This is a genomic window from Streptantibioticus silvisoli (assembly GCF_027947535.2).
GTDB lineage: Bacteria > Actinomycetota > Actinomycetes > Streptomycetales > Streptomycetaceae > Streptantibioticus_C > Streptantibioticus_C silvisoli.
Genome location: NZ_JAAGKO020000005.1, coordinates 132,748 through 148,235 on the forward strand (window position 1 = coordinate 132,748; position 15,488 = coordinate 148,235).

A 15,488-nucleotide genomic window follows, 5' to 3' on the forward strand; every position below is an offset into this window, starting at 1 on the left:
GAGTGGGTCCCTCGTCGGCGGAGCGCGGGCGGGCGGGCGGTTCAGGAGGGGGTAACGGCGGTCACCACCGGGACAGTTCAGGGAAGAACCCGGGGATCTCGGTGGCCTGCTCCTGCTCCAGGGCGGACTGGTAGACGTGGCAGCCCACGGCGAGGTCCAGCACGCCCAGCCCGAACGGGGAGAAGATCGTGGCACGGTCGGCGTTCAGCGTCGCCTCGCCGCGCAGCACGTCGGCGAGGGTGCCGTTGACGAAGTCGCGGCTGCCGTACTCGATCTCGGTCAGGTGCGGGGAGGTCTGGGCGGTCAGGCAGTGGTCCAGGTCGTCCAGCACGTTGTTGCACTTGATCATCACGGTCGGGTGGATGTCGCGCAGCGACAGGTTGAGGATCAGCTGCCCGGGGCGCAGGATCTGCTCGTCGCACAGCCACGGCGCCGGCGCGGTGGTGGCCAGCACCACCAGGTCGGCGGCGGCCAGGGCGCAGTCGACGTCGGGGACGTGCCGGGCGCTCCAGCCGTGCGTGTCGCTGACGTAGGAGGCGAACGTGCGGGCGTAGCCGTCGACGTGGTCGTGGACCATGCACTCGTCGACGGACAGGCCGCGGGCGGCGAGGAAGTCCGAGACGGTCCGGCCGATCACCCCGGCGCCGACGAACAGCACCTTGCGCGGCCGGTCGCCCTCGGAGAGGGTCTCCACCGCCAGGGCCGCGGACGCGGCGGTGCGGGCCGCGGAGATCTGCGAGGCCTCCAGGCAGGCGAACGGGTAGCCGGTCTCCGCGTCGTTGAGCAGCAGGACCGCCGAGGCGCGCTGGAGGTTGCGCTCGATGTTGGGCGGGTAGCTGGCGATCCACTTGATGCCGGACACCGGCTGGTCGCCGCCGATGTGCGCGGGCAGCGCGATGATGCGGCAGCTGGGCCGGTCCGGGAAGCGCAGGAAGTAGCTGTTGGGGTTGACCGTCTCGCCGGCGCTGTGCCGCAGGTAGGTCTCGCGGACGATCTCCAGGATCCTCGACGGGGACGCGGCGATCACGTCCTGCGTGACCTTTCCGCCGATCACGTGGAACGTCGACATCGTGGTGGCCTTTCGGGCTGGAGGGAACGGGAGGAGGGGCAGGGCTACCACAGGCCGCCGAACTGCTCGGCCACCCATGCGTCGTCGTAGACGGTCCGCAGGTAGCGCTCGCCCAGGTCGGGGGAGATCGCCGCGATGCGGCTGGCGGTGGGGAAGGTGCCGCCGCGCTGCCGGATGGCGGCGAGCACCGAGCCGGTGGAGCCGCCGACCAGCAGGCCGTGTTCACGGGCCATCAGCCGGCACTCGCGGACGGCGTCCAGTTCGGTGATGTACACCACCTCGTCGGCCAGTTCCGGCCGGCACAGCTCCGGGCGCCGACTCGCGCCCAGGCCGGGGATGCGGCGGCGGCCCGGCACGCCGCCGAAGGTGACCGAGCCGGCCGCGTCCACCGCGACGACGCGGGTGTCGGGGGAGTACTCGCGGAAGTACTCGGCGCAGCCGACGAACGTGCCCGTCGAGCCGACCCCGACGAACAGGTAGTCGATCTGCTGGAGTTCCTTGAGCATGCTGCTGGCGGTCTGGTCGTAGTGCGCCCGGGGGTTGGCGGGGTTGGCGTACTGGTTGAGCCAGATCATCGTCGGGTCGGTGGCGGTGCGCTGCTGGATGTAGGAGATGCGCGACTGGAGGAATCCGCCGTTGGCGTCCAGGGTGTCGACGACGACCACCTCGGTGCCCAGGGCGCGCATCAGGTCGGCGCTGGTGGCCGAGGTGTTGGGGTCCACCACGCAGGTGAAGGCGTAGCCCTTGGTGGCGCAGATCGAGCTGAGCGCGATGCCGAGGTTGCCCGAGGAGGACTCGATGATCCGGGCTCCCGGCTTGAGTCTGCCGTGGTTCTCGGCGTCCTCGATGAGGCTCAGCGCCGTCTTGAGCTTGACCGAGCCGGCCGGGTTGAGGCCCTCGATCTTCAGGAACACCTCCGCGCCCGGCGCCAGGTACGGCAGGCGCATGAAGATGTCGTCGGTGACCATGTCGTACGTTTTTTCGTAGATCACGGTGAGAACTCCGCCCAGGCTCGATGAGAGAGGACACGAGTCGATGGCGCCGCCATCAGGTGTCCTCGTGGCTTGACCAGCCGGAGGGGGCCCACAGGTCCTCGCCGCCGATCTCGTCGGTCGCGTACTTGCCGAGCGCGCTGATGATCAGCTTCATCTCCAGCTCCACAGCGCCCACCAGCCGCTCCAGCCCCCGGTCGGGGTCCTCGTCGACGGCGACCAGCGCGGCCCGGCCGAGTCCGGCGGCCGAGGCTCCCAGCGCGAGCAGCTTCACCGCCCGCGATCCGTTCCACACCCGGCCGCTGGCCAGCAGGGTTCCGGCGCCGGCGTCCACCCGGCGCAGGCACTCCGCGAGCGGCAGGCCGACGTCCTGAAGGAAGGAGGTGGGCGCCCAGCCGGTGCCGCCCTCCGCGCCGTCGACGGTGACCGCGTCCGCGCCGGCCGTCCACGCCACGCTCGCCGCCCGGCCCACGTCGCGGCCGGGGAAGAGCTTCACCCAGCAGCGGGCCCGCGGGTAGTTGTTGCGCATGAGGTGGATCTGCTGGCGGAAGATCTCCTCGGTGAACGTCCCCGGGCACGAGCAGCGCAGCACCGGCCCGTCCTGGGTCAGCCGCTCGATGGCGTACTGCTCCTCCAGGCCGGGCGCCGCCTCCTCGCCGACCATGGTGAGGCCGCCGAGTCCGGGCTTGGCGCCCTGGCCGGTCTTCAGCTCGAAGGCCAGCCGGCCGGTGGCCAGCAGGCCGTTGACGGCCGGGTCGCTGTAGACGTGGTTCCACACCTCGGAGTTGGCGTCCTCGGTGCTCTGCTGGACGACGACGCCCCCCAGCCCGTCGGGCAGTTCCTCGACGTAGGCGTGCACCCGTTCCAGCAGGCCCTTGCGGTGCTCGTCGCCGGTGGAGCGGAAGCCGTTCATCGGTGCGACGTTCTCGCCGATGATCATCGGGACGCCCAGCCGGCCGGCCTGCCGGCTGATGGCCAGCGTGGTGCTGGCCACCCGGGTGGAGCCCAGCGCCGAGACGTAGACCGGCAGCGGGGAGCGCAGGCCGCCGAAGCCGGTCTCCAGCGCGACGTCGGAGTAGAGCGGTTCGCGGCCCAGGTCGATGAGCTTGGCGAGCCGGCCCGGCATGAAGACCGGCGGCACCAGCCGCAGCGCGTCGATGTCGTCGCCGGCCCGGGCGGACCGGTCGGAATCGGCGCCGTAGACCGACGTGCCGTAGTCCTCCAGCGGCGGGAAGACCGCCGCCGCGCCGTCCCGGGCCCGGCGCCGCACGTCCTGTTCGGGGAAGCCGGGTGCGTTGAGGTAGGTCACGGCGACACGACCCCCGCGAGCTTGGGGAACGCGGTCGCCTGCCAGACCGAGTCCAGGCCGGCCACCCAGCGGGTGAGGCGCTCCAGGCCGATGCCGAAACCGGCGCTGCCCGGGATGCCGTTGCGCACCACGTCGAGGTACCAGGCGTACTTCGAGGGGTTCTCGCCGGTCTCCCGCATCCGCGTGATGATCTTGGCGTACTCCGACTCCCGCTCGCTGCCGCTGCACAGCTCCCCGCAGGACTCCGGCGCGATCAGGTCGAAGTTCAGCAGCGTGCCCGGCTCCTGCGGGCTCTCCTTGTCGTAGAAGCCGCGCGAGCCCTTGGGGTAGCCGACGATGAAGAACGGCGCGTCGGCGTCCCGGGAGATCAGCTCCTCCGCCTCCCACTCGATCTCGGTGCCGGCCGCCTGCGGGTAGCCGCCGGCGCGCAGCTTGTCGACCACCTCGGTGTGCGGGATGCGGGCGAACGGCTCGGCGACGAAGGCCAGCAGCTTGCCCGGGTCGCGCTCCAGGACGGCGAGGTCCTCGGCACACTCGTTCACCACCGCGCTGACCGCGTGCCGCACCAGGCCCTCGACCAGGTCCATCGCGTCGTCGCGGGTGGCCAGCGCGACCTCCACGTCGATCTGCCGGAACTCCGCGAGGTGCCGGCGGGTGGAGCTGGTCTCGATCGGCTCCAGCCGCACGTTCGGCGCGATCAGGAACATCCGGTCGAACGCCAGCAGCGACGCCTGCTTGTAGAGGATCGCGCTGGTCATCAGCTTGTACTTGTGGCCGTAGAAGTCGATGTCGGCCTGCTTGGCGCCGCGCGAACCGGGGTCGGTCACCGGGCCGATGATCGGGTGCAGCATCTCCACCGCCCCGCCGCCGCGCAGGAACTCACGGGCGCCGGCGACCAGGGTCTGCTGGATCCGCAGCGTCGCGCGGGTCCGCGGATCACTCAGCCGCAGCCGGGGCGGCGGGATGAGGTCGGCGGCGGGGACGGAGAGCGGCCGGTCCATCTGCGTGGTCATGCCAAGTCCTTTCGGTGGTGCTGGTGAGGGTGCGGACCCGGGCCGGGCAGCCCGGCCGCGGCGTGCCGGGGACACGGCCCGCCCGGGAAGGCGGTGCGCCGGGGCCCCGGGCGCGGCTCAGGCCGGCGTCGGGAGGTCGTCGTAGCGGTGCTTGACGTAGCTGAGGGCGTGCAGCAGGCGCGTGGAGGTCAGCTGCGCCGACCGGTGCGGCTGCGTGAGGTGGCCGATGGGCAGCGAACCGGTGCGGGTCCACTCCAGGCGCCCGTCGTCGGAGATCACGCTGCGGGTGCGGCCGGCGTTGTCCGGGTGCATGCAGTACGGGATGTCGAGGTAGCCCTGGGCGAACGCCTGCACCAGCGCCTTGCCGACGTCGCCGTTGAGGTCCAGCACCGCGTGGATCAGCGCCAGCGCCTCGGCCTCGACACCGGTCGGGGCCGGCGCGGTGCCGCGGCTGGTCATGGCCGCCGCGGCGGCGGCCACCTCCATGGCGGTGACGTTCTCCGCGATGGAGGGGATGCGCTCGGCCTCCGCGGCGGTCTTGACGATCAACCGGGTCGACCCGGTCCTGACCGCCAGCCGCGCCGCGTCGGCCACCAGCCGCAGCGCCCCGGGCTCGGTGGCCGGGTACAGGCCCATGTAGGCGTAGATCACCACGTGCCAGGCCGCGTCCGGCATCAGCCGCGCCGCGATCCGGTGCAGGGCCGTGACGGCCTCCTCGTCCTGCTGCGCGCTGGTCTGCTGCGCGTAGCTCAGCGAGATGCTGCGCACGCCGTTCTGGAGGAAGAACAGGCCCTCCAGCACGGTGATGGCGATCAGCAGCGACGGCGGGCACAACTGGCCCAGCATGCAGCCGCCGAAGCTCTCCAGGTGCGGCTCCACCCCCCGCTCGCGCAGCGCCGCGAGCTTGCGGCACGCCTCCTTCCACGCGGCCACCGACCGCTGCACCGGGGTGCGGCTGTAGGGCAGGCAGTACGAGATCGGGCCGCCCTCGGTGGCGTCGATCCCGGCGTCGATGAGGGCGTCGAAGATGCGGCCGGGCAGCGGGGAACCGTGCCGCACCTGGACCGGGAAGTCCGGCCCGCACACCCCGTCGAGCATCGTGCGGGTGACGTCGGGCGCGAAGCTGACGATGGGGTACCCGTTCAGCGGCCGGCCCTCACGGACGGCGCGGGCCGCGGCGTCGAAGTCGCCGACCCGGGTGAAGCTGTCCAGCGTCAAGGTGCCGACCGTCGCGGCGTTCGCGTCCCGGGTGGCGATGAGCCCGGCCCGCATCCGCGCGGTGTCGCCGAAGCCCATGCGCGGCTGGACCACGAGGGTGCCCGACCGGCGGGCGGCGTCCATCGCCGCGTGGAAGGTGCCCGCGGCGGCGAGCTCAGCGGGCGGCATCGACGTACGCCCTCCGCCCGGTGCCGTCGTGCCCGACGGACGGCAGCCGTTCCAGCAGCGCCAGGAAGTCCGGCACGGCCGTCACCCCGACGTGCACCGCGTCGAACCCCGCGTCCAGCAGCGGGCGGAAGTCCGCGGCGGTCCGGGACCCGGCGGTGTCGATCTTGCCGCCGATGACCAGCGGCACGCCGTCCAGCTCCCGCCGGCCGCGCACCGCCCGGGCCACGTCCAGCCCCTCGTGCACACCGTGCCCGTTGACCGTGCTCAGCACGATCAGGTCGGGGCGGCAGCGCACCGACTCGGCGACCAGGGTCTCCACCGGGACGCAGGCGCCGAGATTGGTGACCGCGCAGCCGTGCTCCTCCAGCAGCAGTTGCAGGAACAGCAGGTTCCAGGTGTGCGCATCGGAGGGGATGGTGCTGAGAACGACCTTGCGGGGCGAACCGTTCCTCGAGGACTGCTGACGCAAGTCCACAGCCGACCTGCCTTTCTGACGCCGTGAGCGGGACCGCGACCGAAGCGGCCGGGGCCTGGTACCCGTGGACGTCTGTGCCGTCGAACCGCTTGGGCAGTCCACAAGTGACGCCTCATCGTCGCCAGCGAACCCACCGCGTGGAACTGGGTACTTGTGCCCACCCGCCCCCGAGGCACTTTCGCCCACTGGGACGGCCGCGGGCCGCGCCCTAGCGTTCGATCGCGGGTATCTCCAATGACGGTCACGTCTTCGCACCGTCTGCCTCTGCGACGGGTCCGTGCGGTTTCCCACGGCCCACCAAACACCGAACGCGCTGACGATGTGGGGAGCGAACGATGACTGATCACCGGTCGGACTACTGGCGGCAGGCGTTGGAGGGCCTGGAACCGCTCGAACTGCCGACGGACCGCCGGCGGACCGCCGGGTCCGGCGCGCCGCGCGCATCGGTCACCTTCGACGTCCCCGCCGGCACCACCGCGGCGCTGGCCGCGACCGCCGTCGGCCGCGGCGGCCTGCCGGTCGCCCTGCTGGCGGTCTTCCAGCTGCTGCTGGCCCGCTACAGCGGCCAGGACGACATCGCGGTCGTCACCGCCGCCGGCCCCGACACCGCGCTTGTGCGCACCGACCTGTCCGGCGACCCGTCCTTCAGCGGGCTGCTCGACCGGGTCGCGGCCGCCGCCGCGCCGGCCGCCGACCACCGCGGCCTGCCGTCCGCCGGGCCGGCCGGCGAGTTCGGCACCGCCTGCGACCTGCCCCGCACCCCGGTGTTCGTCCTGCGCGACGCCGCCGGCGCACCGCACCCGGCGCCCGACCGGGACACCGCCCGCCCGGACCTGGTCTGGGACCTCACGCGGCACGACGGCGCGCTCAGCGGCTCACTCGGCTACCGCGCCGACCTGTTCGACCGGGACACCGCGCTGCGCATGGCCGGCCACCTCGGCACGCTGCTGGCCGGCGCCGCCGCCGACCCGCACGCCGCGCTGTCCGCACGGGAGATGCTCACCGCCGCCGAACGCCGGCAGATCCTCACCGAGTGGCGCGGACCGGTCGGCGCCTACCCCGACACCGCGACCGTCCACCAGCTCGTCGAGGCGAGCGCCCGGCGCCACCCCGACGCCGTCGCCGTCACCCGCGGCGCCGAGACCCTGACCTACCGCCAGGTCAACGAGCGGGCCAACCGGCTGGCCCACCACCTGCGTTCGCGGCACGGCGCCGGCCCCGGCACGCTGGTCGCCGTCCTCCTCGACCGCGGCCCCGACCTGATCTGCGCCCTGCTCGGCATCCTCAAGGCCGGCGCCGCCTACGTCCCGCTCGACCCCGAACACCCCGCCGACCGCATCGCCTACATGGTCCAGGACACCGCCACCCCGCTGGTCGTCACCCACACCGACCACGCCGGCCTGCTGCCGGCCGCGACCCCCCGGCTGCTCACCGACACCGGCTGGCCGGCCGGCCCCGCGACCGACCCCGGGCCGGCCGCCACCGCGCACGACCTGGCCTACGTCATCTACACCTCCGGCTCCACCGGCCGCCCCAAGGGCGTCCAGCTCGACCACCAGGGCGTCGTCAACTACCTCCACCAGTGCGACCGCAACTACCCGCCGCACGCCGGGCACGGCACCGGCACCCTGCTGTACTCCTCGGTCACCTTCGACCTGACCGTCACCGCCTTGTTCCTCCCGCTGATCCAGGGCCTGCGGATCACCGTCCCGGTGCCCGGCCCCGGCCGGACCGTCTTCGACGCCGCGGTCGAGACCGTCCTGACCGGCGAGCCCATCAGCTTCCTGAAGGCCACCCCGTCGCACCTGGAGGTCCTCACCGCGCAGCTGGAGCACACCGGTGCCCGGCACCGCATCGCCACCGTCGTCGCCGGCGGTGAGGACCTCACCCCGGCCCTGGCCCACCGCGTGCTGAGCACCAGCGCCTGCGGCACCGTCCTGGTCAACGAGTACGGCCCGACCGAGGGCACCGTCGGCAACGTGGTCAGCATGACCCGCGAGGTCGCCCCGGACGCCGAACGCGTCCCGATGGGCCGCCCGATCGACAACACCGAGGTCTACGTCGTCGACGCCGCCCGGCGCCCGCAGCCGGTCGGCGTCCCCGGCGAACTCCTGCTCGGCGGCGTCAATGTGGCCCGCGGCTACCTCAACCGGCCCGACCTGACCGAGCAGCGCTTCGTGCCCCACCCCTTCAGCGACACCCCCGGCGCCCGCGTCTACCGCACCGGCGACCTGGTCAGATGGCTGCCCGACGGCCGGCTGGAATACCTCGGCCGCATCGACGACCAGGTCAAGCTGCGCGGCCACCGGATCGAACTGGGCGAGATCGAGGCCGCCCTGCTCGCGCACCCCGCTGTCGCCGCCGCCACCGTCGTCGTCCGCGAGGACACCCCCGGCGACAAGCGGCTCGCCGCCTACCTGGTGCCCGCCCCCGGCGCCGCGCCCACCACCGCCGACCTGCGCGCCCGGCTCGCCCGGGACCTGCCCGCGTACATGCTGCCCGCCCGCTACGTCACCCTCGACCGGCTGCCGCTCACCGCCAACGGCAAGGTCGACCGCAAGGCGCTGCCCGTCCCGGACGGCCGCCGCCCCGACCTGGAGGCGGCCTACACCGCGCCGCGCACCCCGGTCGAGCAGGCGATCACCGCCGTGTGGTCCGACATCCTGGGCATCGAACCCGTCGGCGTCCACGACGACTTCCTGGCGCTGGGCGGCCACTCGCTGCTGGCCACCCGGGTCGCCTCGCGCCTGCGCGCCGACCTCGGCGTCGAGATCCCGGTCCGCGCCCTGTTCGGCGCGTCCACCCCGGCCGCGCTCGCCGCCGCCGTCGCGACCCTGGACACCGCCGGGACCGCGCCCGTCCCGCGCGCCGACCGCACCGGCCCGCTGCCGCTGTCCTTCGCCCAGCAACGCCTGTGGTTCCTCGACCAGTTGGAACCCGGCCGAAGCGAATATGTGCTGCCCGTCGCCCTGCGGGTGCGCGGTCCGCTGGAGACGGCCGTGCTGGAGAGCGCGCTCGGCGCGCTGGTGGCCCGCCACGAGACGCTGCGCACCCGGTTCACCGCCGACGCCGACGGCCGCCCGTTGCAGACCGTGGACGCCGCGTACCCGGTGCCGGTCACCGTCCACGACCTGCGGGACGCCGGCGACGCCACCGCCCGCGCCGAGGCCGCCCGCACCCTGCTGGCCGCCGAGGCCGCCCGCCCGTTCGACCTGGCCGCCGACCCGATGCTGCGCGCCGCCGTCGCCCGGCTCGCCGACGACGACCACCACCTGCTGCTCACCGTCCACCACATCGCCTCCGACGGCTGGTCGGAAGGCGTCCTCGCCCGCGAGCTGCGCGAGCACTACGCGGCGGCGCTGGAGGACCGCGAGCCCGACCTGCCCGAACTGCCCGTGGCCTACGCCGACTTCGCCGTCTGGCAGCGGCAGTGGCTGACCGGCGAGCGACTGGACGGCCAACTGGACTACTGGCGTGAGCAGTTGGCCGGCATCGAGCCGCTGGAACTGCCCACCGACCACCGGCGGCCGCCGGTACGCGGCAGCCGGGGCGCGACCCACACCTTCAGCGTGCCCGCCGACGTCACCGCCGCGCTGAAGGCCGCCGCCGCCGAGCGGGGCGCCAGCCCGTTCATGGCGCTGCTGTCGGTCTTCCAGCTGCTGCTGTCGAAGTACAGCGGGCAGCAGGACATCGCGGTGGGCACCCCGATCGCCGGGCGCAATCGCGCCGAGGTGGAGGACCTGGTCGGCTTCTTCGTCAACACCCTGGTCCTGCGCACCGACCTGTCGGGCAACCCGACGTTCACCGAGCTGCTCGACCGGGTCAAGGACACCGCGCTGGCCGCCTACGACCACCAGGACCTGCCGTTCGAACGGATCGTGGAGGAACTCGCCCCCGAACGCGACCTGTCGCGCAACCCGCTCTTCCAGACCCTGTTCGTCCTGCAGAACGTCCCCGACGGCAACGACTGGGCGCTGCCCGGCCTGACCGTCGAACCGGCCGCCGTCACCACCCCCGAGGCGCAGTTCGACCTCACCCTGTACCTGACCGAAGCGCCCGACGGCTCGCTGGACGCCTCCCTGGTCTACGCCGCCGACCTGCTGGAGCCGGCCACCGCCGAACGGCTGGCCGGCCACTTCCGCACCCTGCTGGCCGCCGTCGGCACCACCCCCGGCGCCCGGCTCGGCGACCTGGAGATGCTCACCCCCGCCGAGCGGCGCCAGACCCTCGTGGAGTGGAACCGCACCACCGCCCCCTACCCGGACACCAAGACCGTCCACCAGCTCGTCGAGGAACAGGCCGCCCGCCGCCCCGACGCCGTCGCGGTACGCCACGGCGACCGGGAGACGACCTACGGCGAACTCAACGAACGGGCCAACCGGCTCGCCCACCACCTGCGCTCCCGCCACGGCGTCGGCCCCGACACCCTGGTGGCCGTCTGCCTGGAACGCAGCGCCGAACTGTTCTGCGCCGAACTGGCCGTCCTCAAGGCCGGCGGCGGCTACGTCCCGCTCGCCCCGGACTACCCCGCCGACCGCCTCAGCCACATGGTGAGCGACAGCGCCACCCCGCTGGTCATCACCGACAGCGGGCACGCCCACCTCTTCGACGGCAGCACGCTCCTGCTCACCGACCGCGACTGGCCGGCCGCCGGCGACCAGCCCGGCACCGACCCCGAGCCCGCCGCCGGCCCCGGCCACACCGCGTACATCATCTACACCTCCGGCTCCACCGGCCGGCCCAAGGGCGTCCAGATCCAGCACGACAGCATGGTCAACCTGGTGCAGTGGACGCTCGACCACTTCCCCCTGGAGACCGGTGACCGGGTCGCCATGGTGGCCGGTGTCGCCTTCGACGTCGCCGCCTGGGAGCTGTGGCGCGCGCTGGCCGACGGCGCCACCTGCTGCATCCCCACCGAGAGCGTCCGCCTGACGCCCACGCTCCTTCAGCGCTGGCTGGAGGACGACGGCATCCGCTGCACCTACCTGTCCCCGCCGATGCTGGAGGCGCTGGCCGCGCTGAGCTGGGGCGCAACCACCACCTTGGAGTACGTCCACACCGCCGGCGACCTGCTGCGGCTGCCGGCCGGCGTCCGGCTGCCGTTCCGCATCTACAACGACTACGGCCCCACCGAGACCACGGTCATCATGACCTTCACCGAGGCCGAACCGGGCGACCCGCTGCCGCCCATCGGCCGGGCCATCGCCAACACCACCCTCTACGTCGTCGACCGCTACGACCGCCCGGTGCCCGTCGGCGTCACCGGTGAACTCCTCATCGGCGGGGTGTGCGTGGCCCGCGGCTACCTCAACCAGCCCGAACTGACCGGGCGCAAGTTCATCGACTACGGCGTCGACGGCCGTACCGAACGCGTCTACCGCAGCGGCGACCTGGTCAAGTGGCGCACCGACGGCCAGCTGGAGTTCGTCGCCCGCGTCGACAACCAGGTCAAGATCCGCGGGTTCCGCATCGAACTCGGCGAGATCGAGGCCGCCCTGCTGACCTGCCCCGGCGTCACCGCCGCCGTCGTCATCGTCCGCGAGGACACCCCCGGCGACAAGCGGCTGGCCGCCTACCTCGTCGCCGACGGACCCACCGCGGCCGACCTGCGCGCCCACCTCCAGCAGCGGCTGCCCGACTACATGGTCCCGCCCGCCTTCGTCCTGCTCGACCGGCTGCCGCTCACCAAGAACGGCAAGATCGACCGCCGCGCCCTGCCGGTGCCCGACACCGGGCGCGACGACCTGGAGTCCGCCTACACCGCACCGCGCACCCCGGCCGAGCAGGCGGTCACCGCCATCTGGTCCGACGTGCTGGGCGTCGCGACCATCGGCGTCGACGACAACTTCTTCGAACTCGGCGGCCACTCCCTGCTCGCCATCCAGGTCGTCTCACGCCTGCGGCAGGACCTCGGCGTCGAACTGCCGGTCCGCGCCCTGTTCACCTCCTCCACCCCGGCCGCCCTGGCCGCCGCCGTCACCGAAGCCACCCCCGGCACCGCCGCCGCACCGCTCCCCGACGAGGCCCGGCCGGTCCCGGTGCCGCGCGACGGCGGCCCGCTCCCGCTGTCCTTCGCCCAGCAGCGGCTGTGGTTCCTCGACCAGCTCGACCCCGAACGCGCCGAGTACGCCCTGCCGTTCGCGCTGCGCGTCACCGGCACCCTCGACATCCCCGCGCTGGAGACCGCGCTGACCGCGCTGTGTGCCCGGCACGAGGTGCTGCGCACCCGGTTCGTCGCCGACGACGACGGCGAGCCCACCCAGATCGTCGACGCCCCGGCGGCCCTGACCGCCACCGTCCACGACCTGCGCGCCACCGCCGACGCCGCCGAACGCGAGGCCGCCGCCCGCCGCATCATCGACACCGAGACCGCCCGCCCGGCCGACCTGGCCCGCGGACCCCTGCTGCGCGCCGACGTCGTCCGGCTGGCCGACGACGACCAGTACCTGCTGCTGACGCTGCACCACATCGTCGCCGACGGCTGGTCCGAAGGCGTCCTCGCCCGCGAACTGCGCGCCTGCTACGCCGCCGCGCTCGCTGACCGCGCGGCCGACCTGCCCGAACTGCCCGTGCAGTACGCCGACTTCGCCGTCTGGCAGCGGCAGTGGCTGACCGGCGACGTGCTGGACCGCCAACTCAACTACTGGCGTGAGCAGTTGGCCGCCATCGAGCCGCTGGAGCTGCCCACCGACCACCGGCGGCCCGCCCTGCGCAGCGGCGGCAGCGGCACCGTCGGCTTCACCGTCCCGGCCGGCACCGCCGACCGGCTGCGGGCCACCGCCGCCGACCGCGGCGCCACCTTGTTCATGGCGATGCTCTCCACGTTCCAGATCCTGCTGGCGAAGTACAGCCGGCAGGAGGACATCGCGGTCGGCACCCCGATCGCCGGGCGCAACCGCGCCGAGATCGAGGACCTGGTCGGCTTCTTCGTCAACACCCTGGTCATGCGCACCGACCTGTCCGGCGACCCGACGTTCACCGAACTGCTGGACCGGGTCAAGGACACCGCGCTGGCCGCCTACGACCACCAGGACCTGCCGTTCGAACGCATCGTGGAGGAGCTCGCCCCCGAACGCGACCTGTCGCGCAACCCGTTCTTCCAGACCATGTTCCTGCTGCGCGCCGCCGGGGCCGACACCTGGGCGCTGCCCGGCGCGAGCGTCGAGCAGGTGCCGGTCGCCCTGCGGGACGCGAAGTTCGACCTGATCGTCACCGTCGACGACACCGACGGCGACGACCTGCGGGCCACCGTGGAGTACCGCACCGACCTGTTCGAACCGCAGACGGTGGAACGGCTGGCCGGGCACTTCGCCACCCTGCTCGACGCGGTCGGCGGCACCCCGCAGGCCCGGCTGTCGCAGCTCGACCTGCTCACCGCGGCCGAACGCGGGCAGATCCTCGGCGAGTGGAACGACACCGCCGCCGACTACCCCACCACCGCGACCCTCCACCAGCTCGTCGAGCAGTGCGCCGCCCGCCTGCCGGACGCCGTCGCCGTGGACTGCGCGGCCGGCCCGCTGACGTACCGCGAACTCAACGAGCGGGCCAACCGGCTCGCCCACCACCTGCGTTCCCGCTACGGCGTCGGCCCCGACACCCTGGTGGCCGTCTGCCTGGACCGCGGCCCGGACCTGGTCTGCGCCCAGCTCGCCGTGCTCAAGGCCGGCGGCGCCTACGCCCCGCTGGACCCCGGCTACCCCACCGACCGGCTGGCGTACATGGTCCACGACACCGGCACCCCGGTCGTCGTCACCGACTCCGGCCTGGCCGGCCGGCTGCCCGCCGACACCCCGCACTTCCTCACCGACCGGGACGGGGAGGCGCTGCGGGACCTGCCGGCCGGCGACCCCGAACCGGTCTCCACCCCCGACGACCTCGCCTACGTCATCTACACCTCCGGCTCCACCGGCCGGCCCAAGGGCGCCCTGATCCAGCACCGCAGCGCGGTGGACCTGGTGCACTGGACCTTCGACGGCTTCGCGATCGTGCCCGGCGACCGGGTCGCACTGCTCGCCGGCGTCGGCTTCGACGCCGCCGCCTGGGAGCTGTGGCCGGCCCTGGCCGCCGGCGCCACCTGCTGCGTCACCGACGACAACGTCCGCCTGACCCCGCCGCTGCTCCAGCAGTGGCTCATCGACCAGGGCATCCGCGGCACGTTCTTGTCCACCCCGATGCTGGAGGCGCTGGCCGCCCTGCCGTGGGACGGCACCGGCGGCCCGGAGTACATCATGACCGGCGGCGACCTGCTGCGGCTGCCGGCCGGCGTCCGGCTGCCGTTCCGGGTGCACAACGTCTACGGGCCCACCGAGACGACGGTGCTGGTCACCTCCACCGACGTCGAGCCCGGCGACCCGCTGCCGCCGATCGGGCGCCCGTCGGCCAACTCGCTGCTGTGGGTGGTCGACCGCTACGACCGGCCGGTGCCGGTCGGCGTCCCCGGCGAACTGCTCATCGGCGGCCGCGGACTGGCCCGCGGCTACCTCAACCAGCCCGAACTGACCGCGGCGAAGTTCGTGCCGTACGAACTGGACGGCGCCACCCACCGGGTCTACCGCAGCGGCGACCTGGTCAAGTGGCGGCCCGACGGGATGCTGGAGTTCGTCGGCCGCATCGACACCCAGGTCAAGCTGCGGGGCTTCCGGATCGAACTCGGCGAGATCGAGTCCACCCTGCTGGCGCACCCGGGCGTCACCGCGACGACCGTGGTGGTCCGCGAGGACACCCCCGGCGACAAGCGGCTGGCCGGCTACGTCGTGCCGGCCGACCCGGCCGCCGCGCCCAGCGTCGGGCAGTTGCGCGCCCACCTCCAGCGGCACCTGCCCGACCACATGGTGCCGGCCGCGTTCGTCGTCCTGGACCGGCTGCCGCTCACCCCGAACGGCAAGACCGACCGCCGGGCCCTGCCGGTGCCCGACACCGGGCGCCCCGGCCTGGATTCGGCCTATACCGCGCCGCGCAACCGGGTGGAGGAGGCGATCACGGCGATCTGGTCCGACATCCTCGGGGTGCAGACCATCGGCGTGGACGACAACTTCTTCGAACTCGGTGGCCACTCGCTGCTGGCCACCCAGGTCACCAGCCGGCTGCGCAAGGCGCTCGGCATCGAGATCCCGGTGCGCACCCTGTTCACCGCCCCCACCCCCGCCCAACTGGGCACCGCCATGGCCGACATCATGATGGCCGCCATCTCCGCCCAGTTCAGCCGGGCGAGCTGACGGCACGGCACCGCACCTCACCGCACCGA

Annotated in this window: 7 protein-coding genes; 1 reads left to right on the forward strand and 6 read right to left on the reverse strand. The window is 73.3% G+C overall.

The window, feature by feature from the left end:
* Window positions 1–61: 61 nt before the first annotated feature.
* From sbnB to POF43_RS05740, 6 genes are all read right to left on the reverse strand, one after another.
* Window positions 62–1,069: a 2,3-diaminopropionate biosynthesis protein SbnB gene (gene sbnB / locus POF43_RS05715; RefSeq protein WP_271322598.1), complete on the reverse strand. Its 1,008-nt coding sequence runs from the start codon at window positions 1,067–1,069 to the stop codon at window positions 62–64.
* A 44-nt stretch (window positions 1,070–1,113) separates the two neighbouring features.
* On the reverse strand, window positions 1,114–2,061 hold the full coding sequence (gene sbnA, locus POF43_RS05720) for a 2,3-diaminopropionate biosynthesis protein SbnA (protein ID WP_271313304.1): 948 nt from the start codon (window positions 2,059–2,061) through the stop codon (window positions 1,114–1,116).
* A 55-nt stretch (window positions 2,062–2,116) separates the two neighbouring features.
* On the reverse strand, window positions 2,117–3,370 hold the full coding sequence (locus tag POF43_RS05725; protein WP_271322599.1) for a glutamate synthase-related protein: 1,254 nt from the start codon (window positions 3,368–3,370) through the stop codon (window positions 2,117–2,119).
* Window positions 3,367–4,383 carry an asparagine synthetase A gene (locus tag POF43_RS05730; protein WP_271322600.1) on the reverse strand — a complete coding sequence of 339 codons (1,017 nt, stop codon included), beginning with the start codon at window positions 4,381–4,383 and terminating at the stop codon, window positions 3,367–3,369. The genes POF43_RS05725 and POF43_RS05730 overlap by 4 nt, the downstream gene beginning before the upstream one ends.
* A 117-nt stretch (window positions 4,384–4,500) precedes the next feature.
* Window positions 4,501–5,769 carry a methylaspartate mutase gene (locus POF43_RS05735; RefSeq protein WP_271313301.1) on the reverse strand — a complete coding sequence of 423 codons (1,269 nt, stop codon included), beginning with the start codon at window positions 5,767–5,769 and terminating at the stop codon, window positions 4,501–4,503.
* Entirely contained in the window at window positions 5,756–6,244 is a 489-nt protein-coding gene (locus POF43_RS05740) for a cobalamin B12-binding domain-containing protein (RefSeq protein ID WP_372515855.1), read from the reverse strand. Before POF43_RS05740 ends, POF43_RS05735 begins: the two co-directional genes overlap by 14 nt.
* Before the next feature lie 335 nt (window positions 6,245–6,579).
* Between POF43_RS05740 and POF43_RS05745 the strand changes: the two genes are divergently transcribed.
* The gene (locus POF43_RS05745; protein WP_271322601.1) at window positions 6,580–15,459 is read left to right on the forward strand and encodes a non-ribosomal peptide synthetase; all 8,880 of its coding nucleotides are present in this window, start codon (window positions 6,580–6,582) and stop codon (window positions 15,457–15,459) included.
* Window positions 15,460–15,488 lie beyond the last annotated feature (29 nt).

Bases quoted from the DNA above. Each gene is read 5' to 3' on its own strand.
- sbnB (WP_271322598.1), bottom strand. From the start codon at position 1,069: ATGTCGACGTTCCACGTGATCGGCGGAAAGGTCACGCAGGACGTGATC.
- POF43_RS05730 (WP_271322600.1), bottom strand. From the start codon at position 4,383: ATGACCACGCAGATGGACCGGCCGCTCTCCGTCCCCGCCGCCGACCTC.
- POF43_RS05735 (WP_271313301.1), bottom strand. From the start codon at position 5,769: ATGCCGCCCGCTGAGCTCGCCGCCGCGGGCACCTTCCACGCGGCGATG.
- POF43_RS05745 (WP_271322601.1), top strand. From the start codon at position 6,580: ATGACTGATCACCGGTCGGACTACTGGCGGCAGGCGTTGGAGGGCCTG.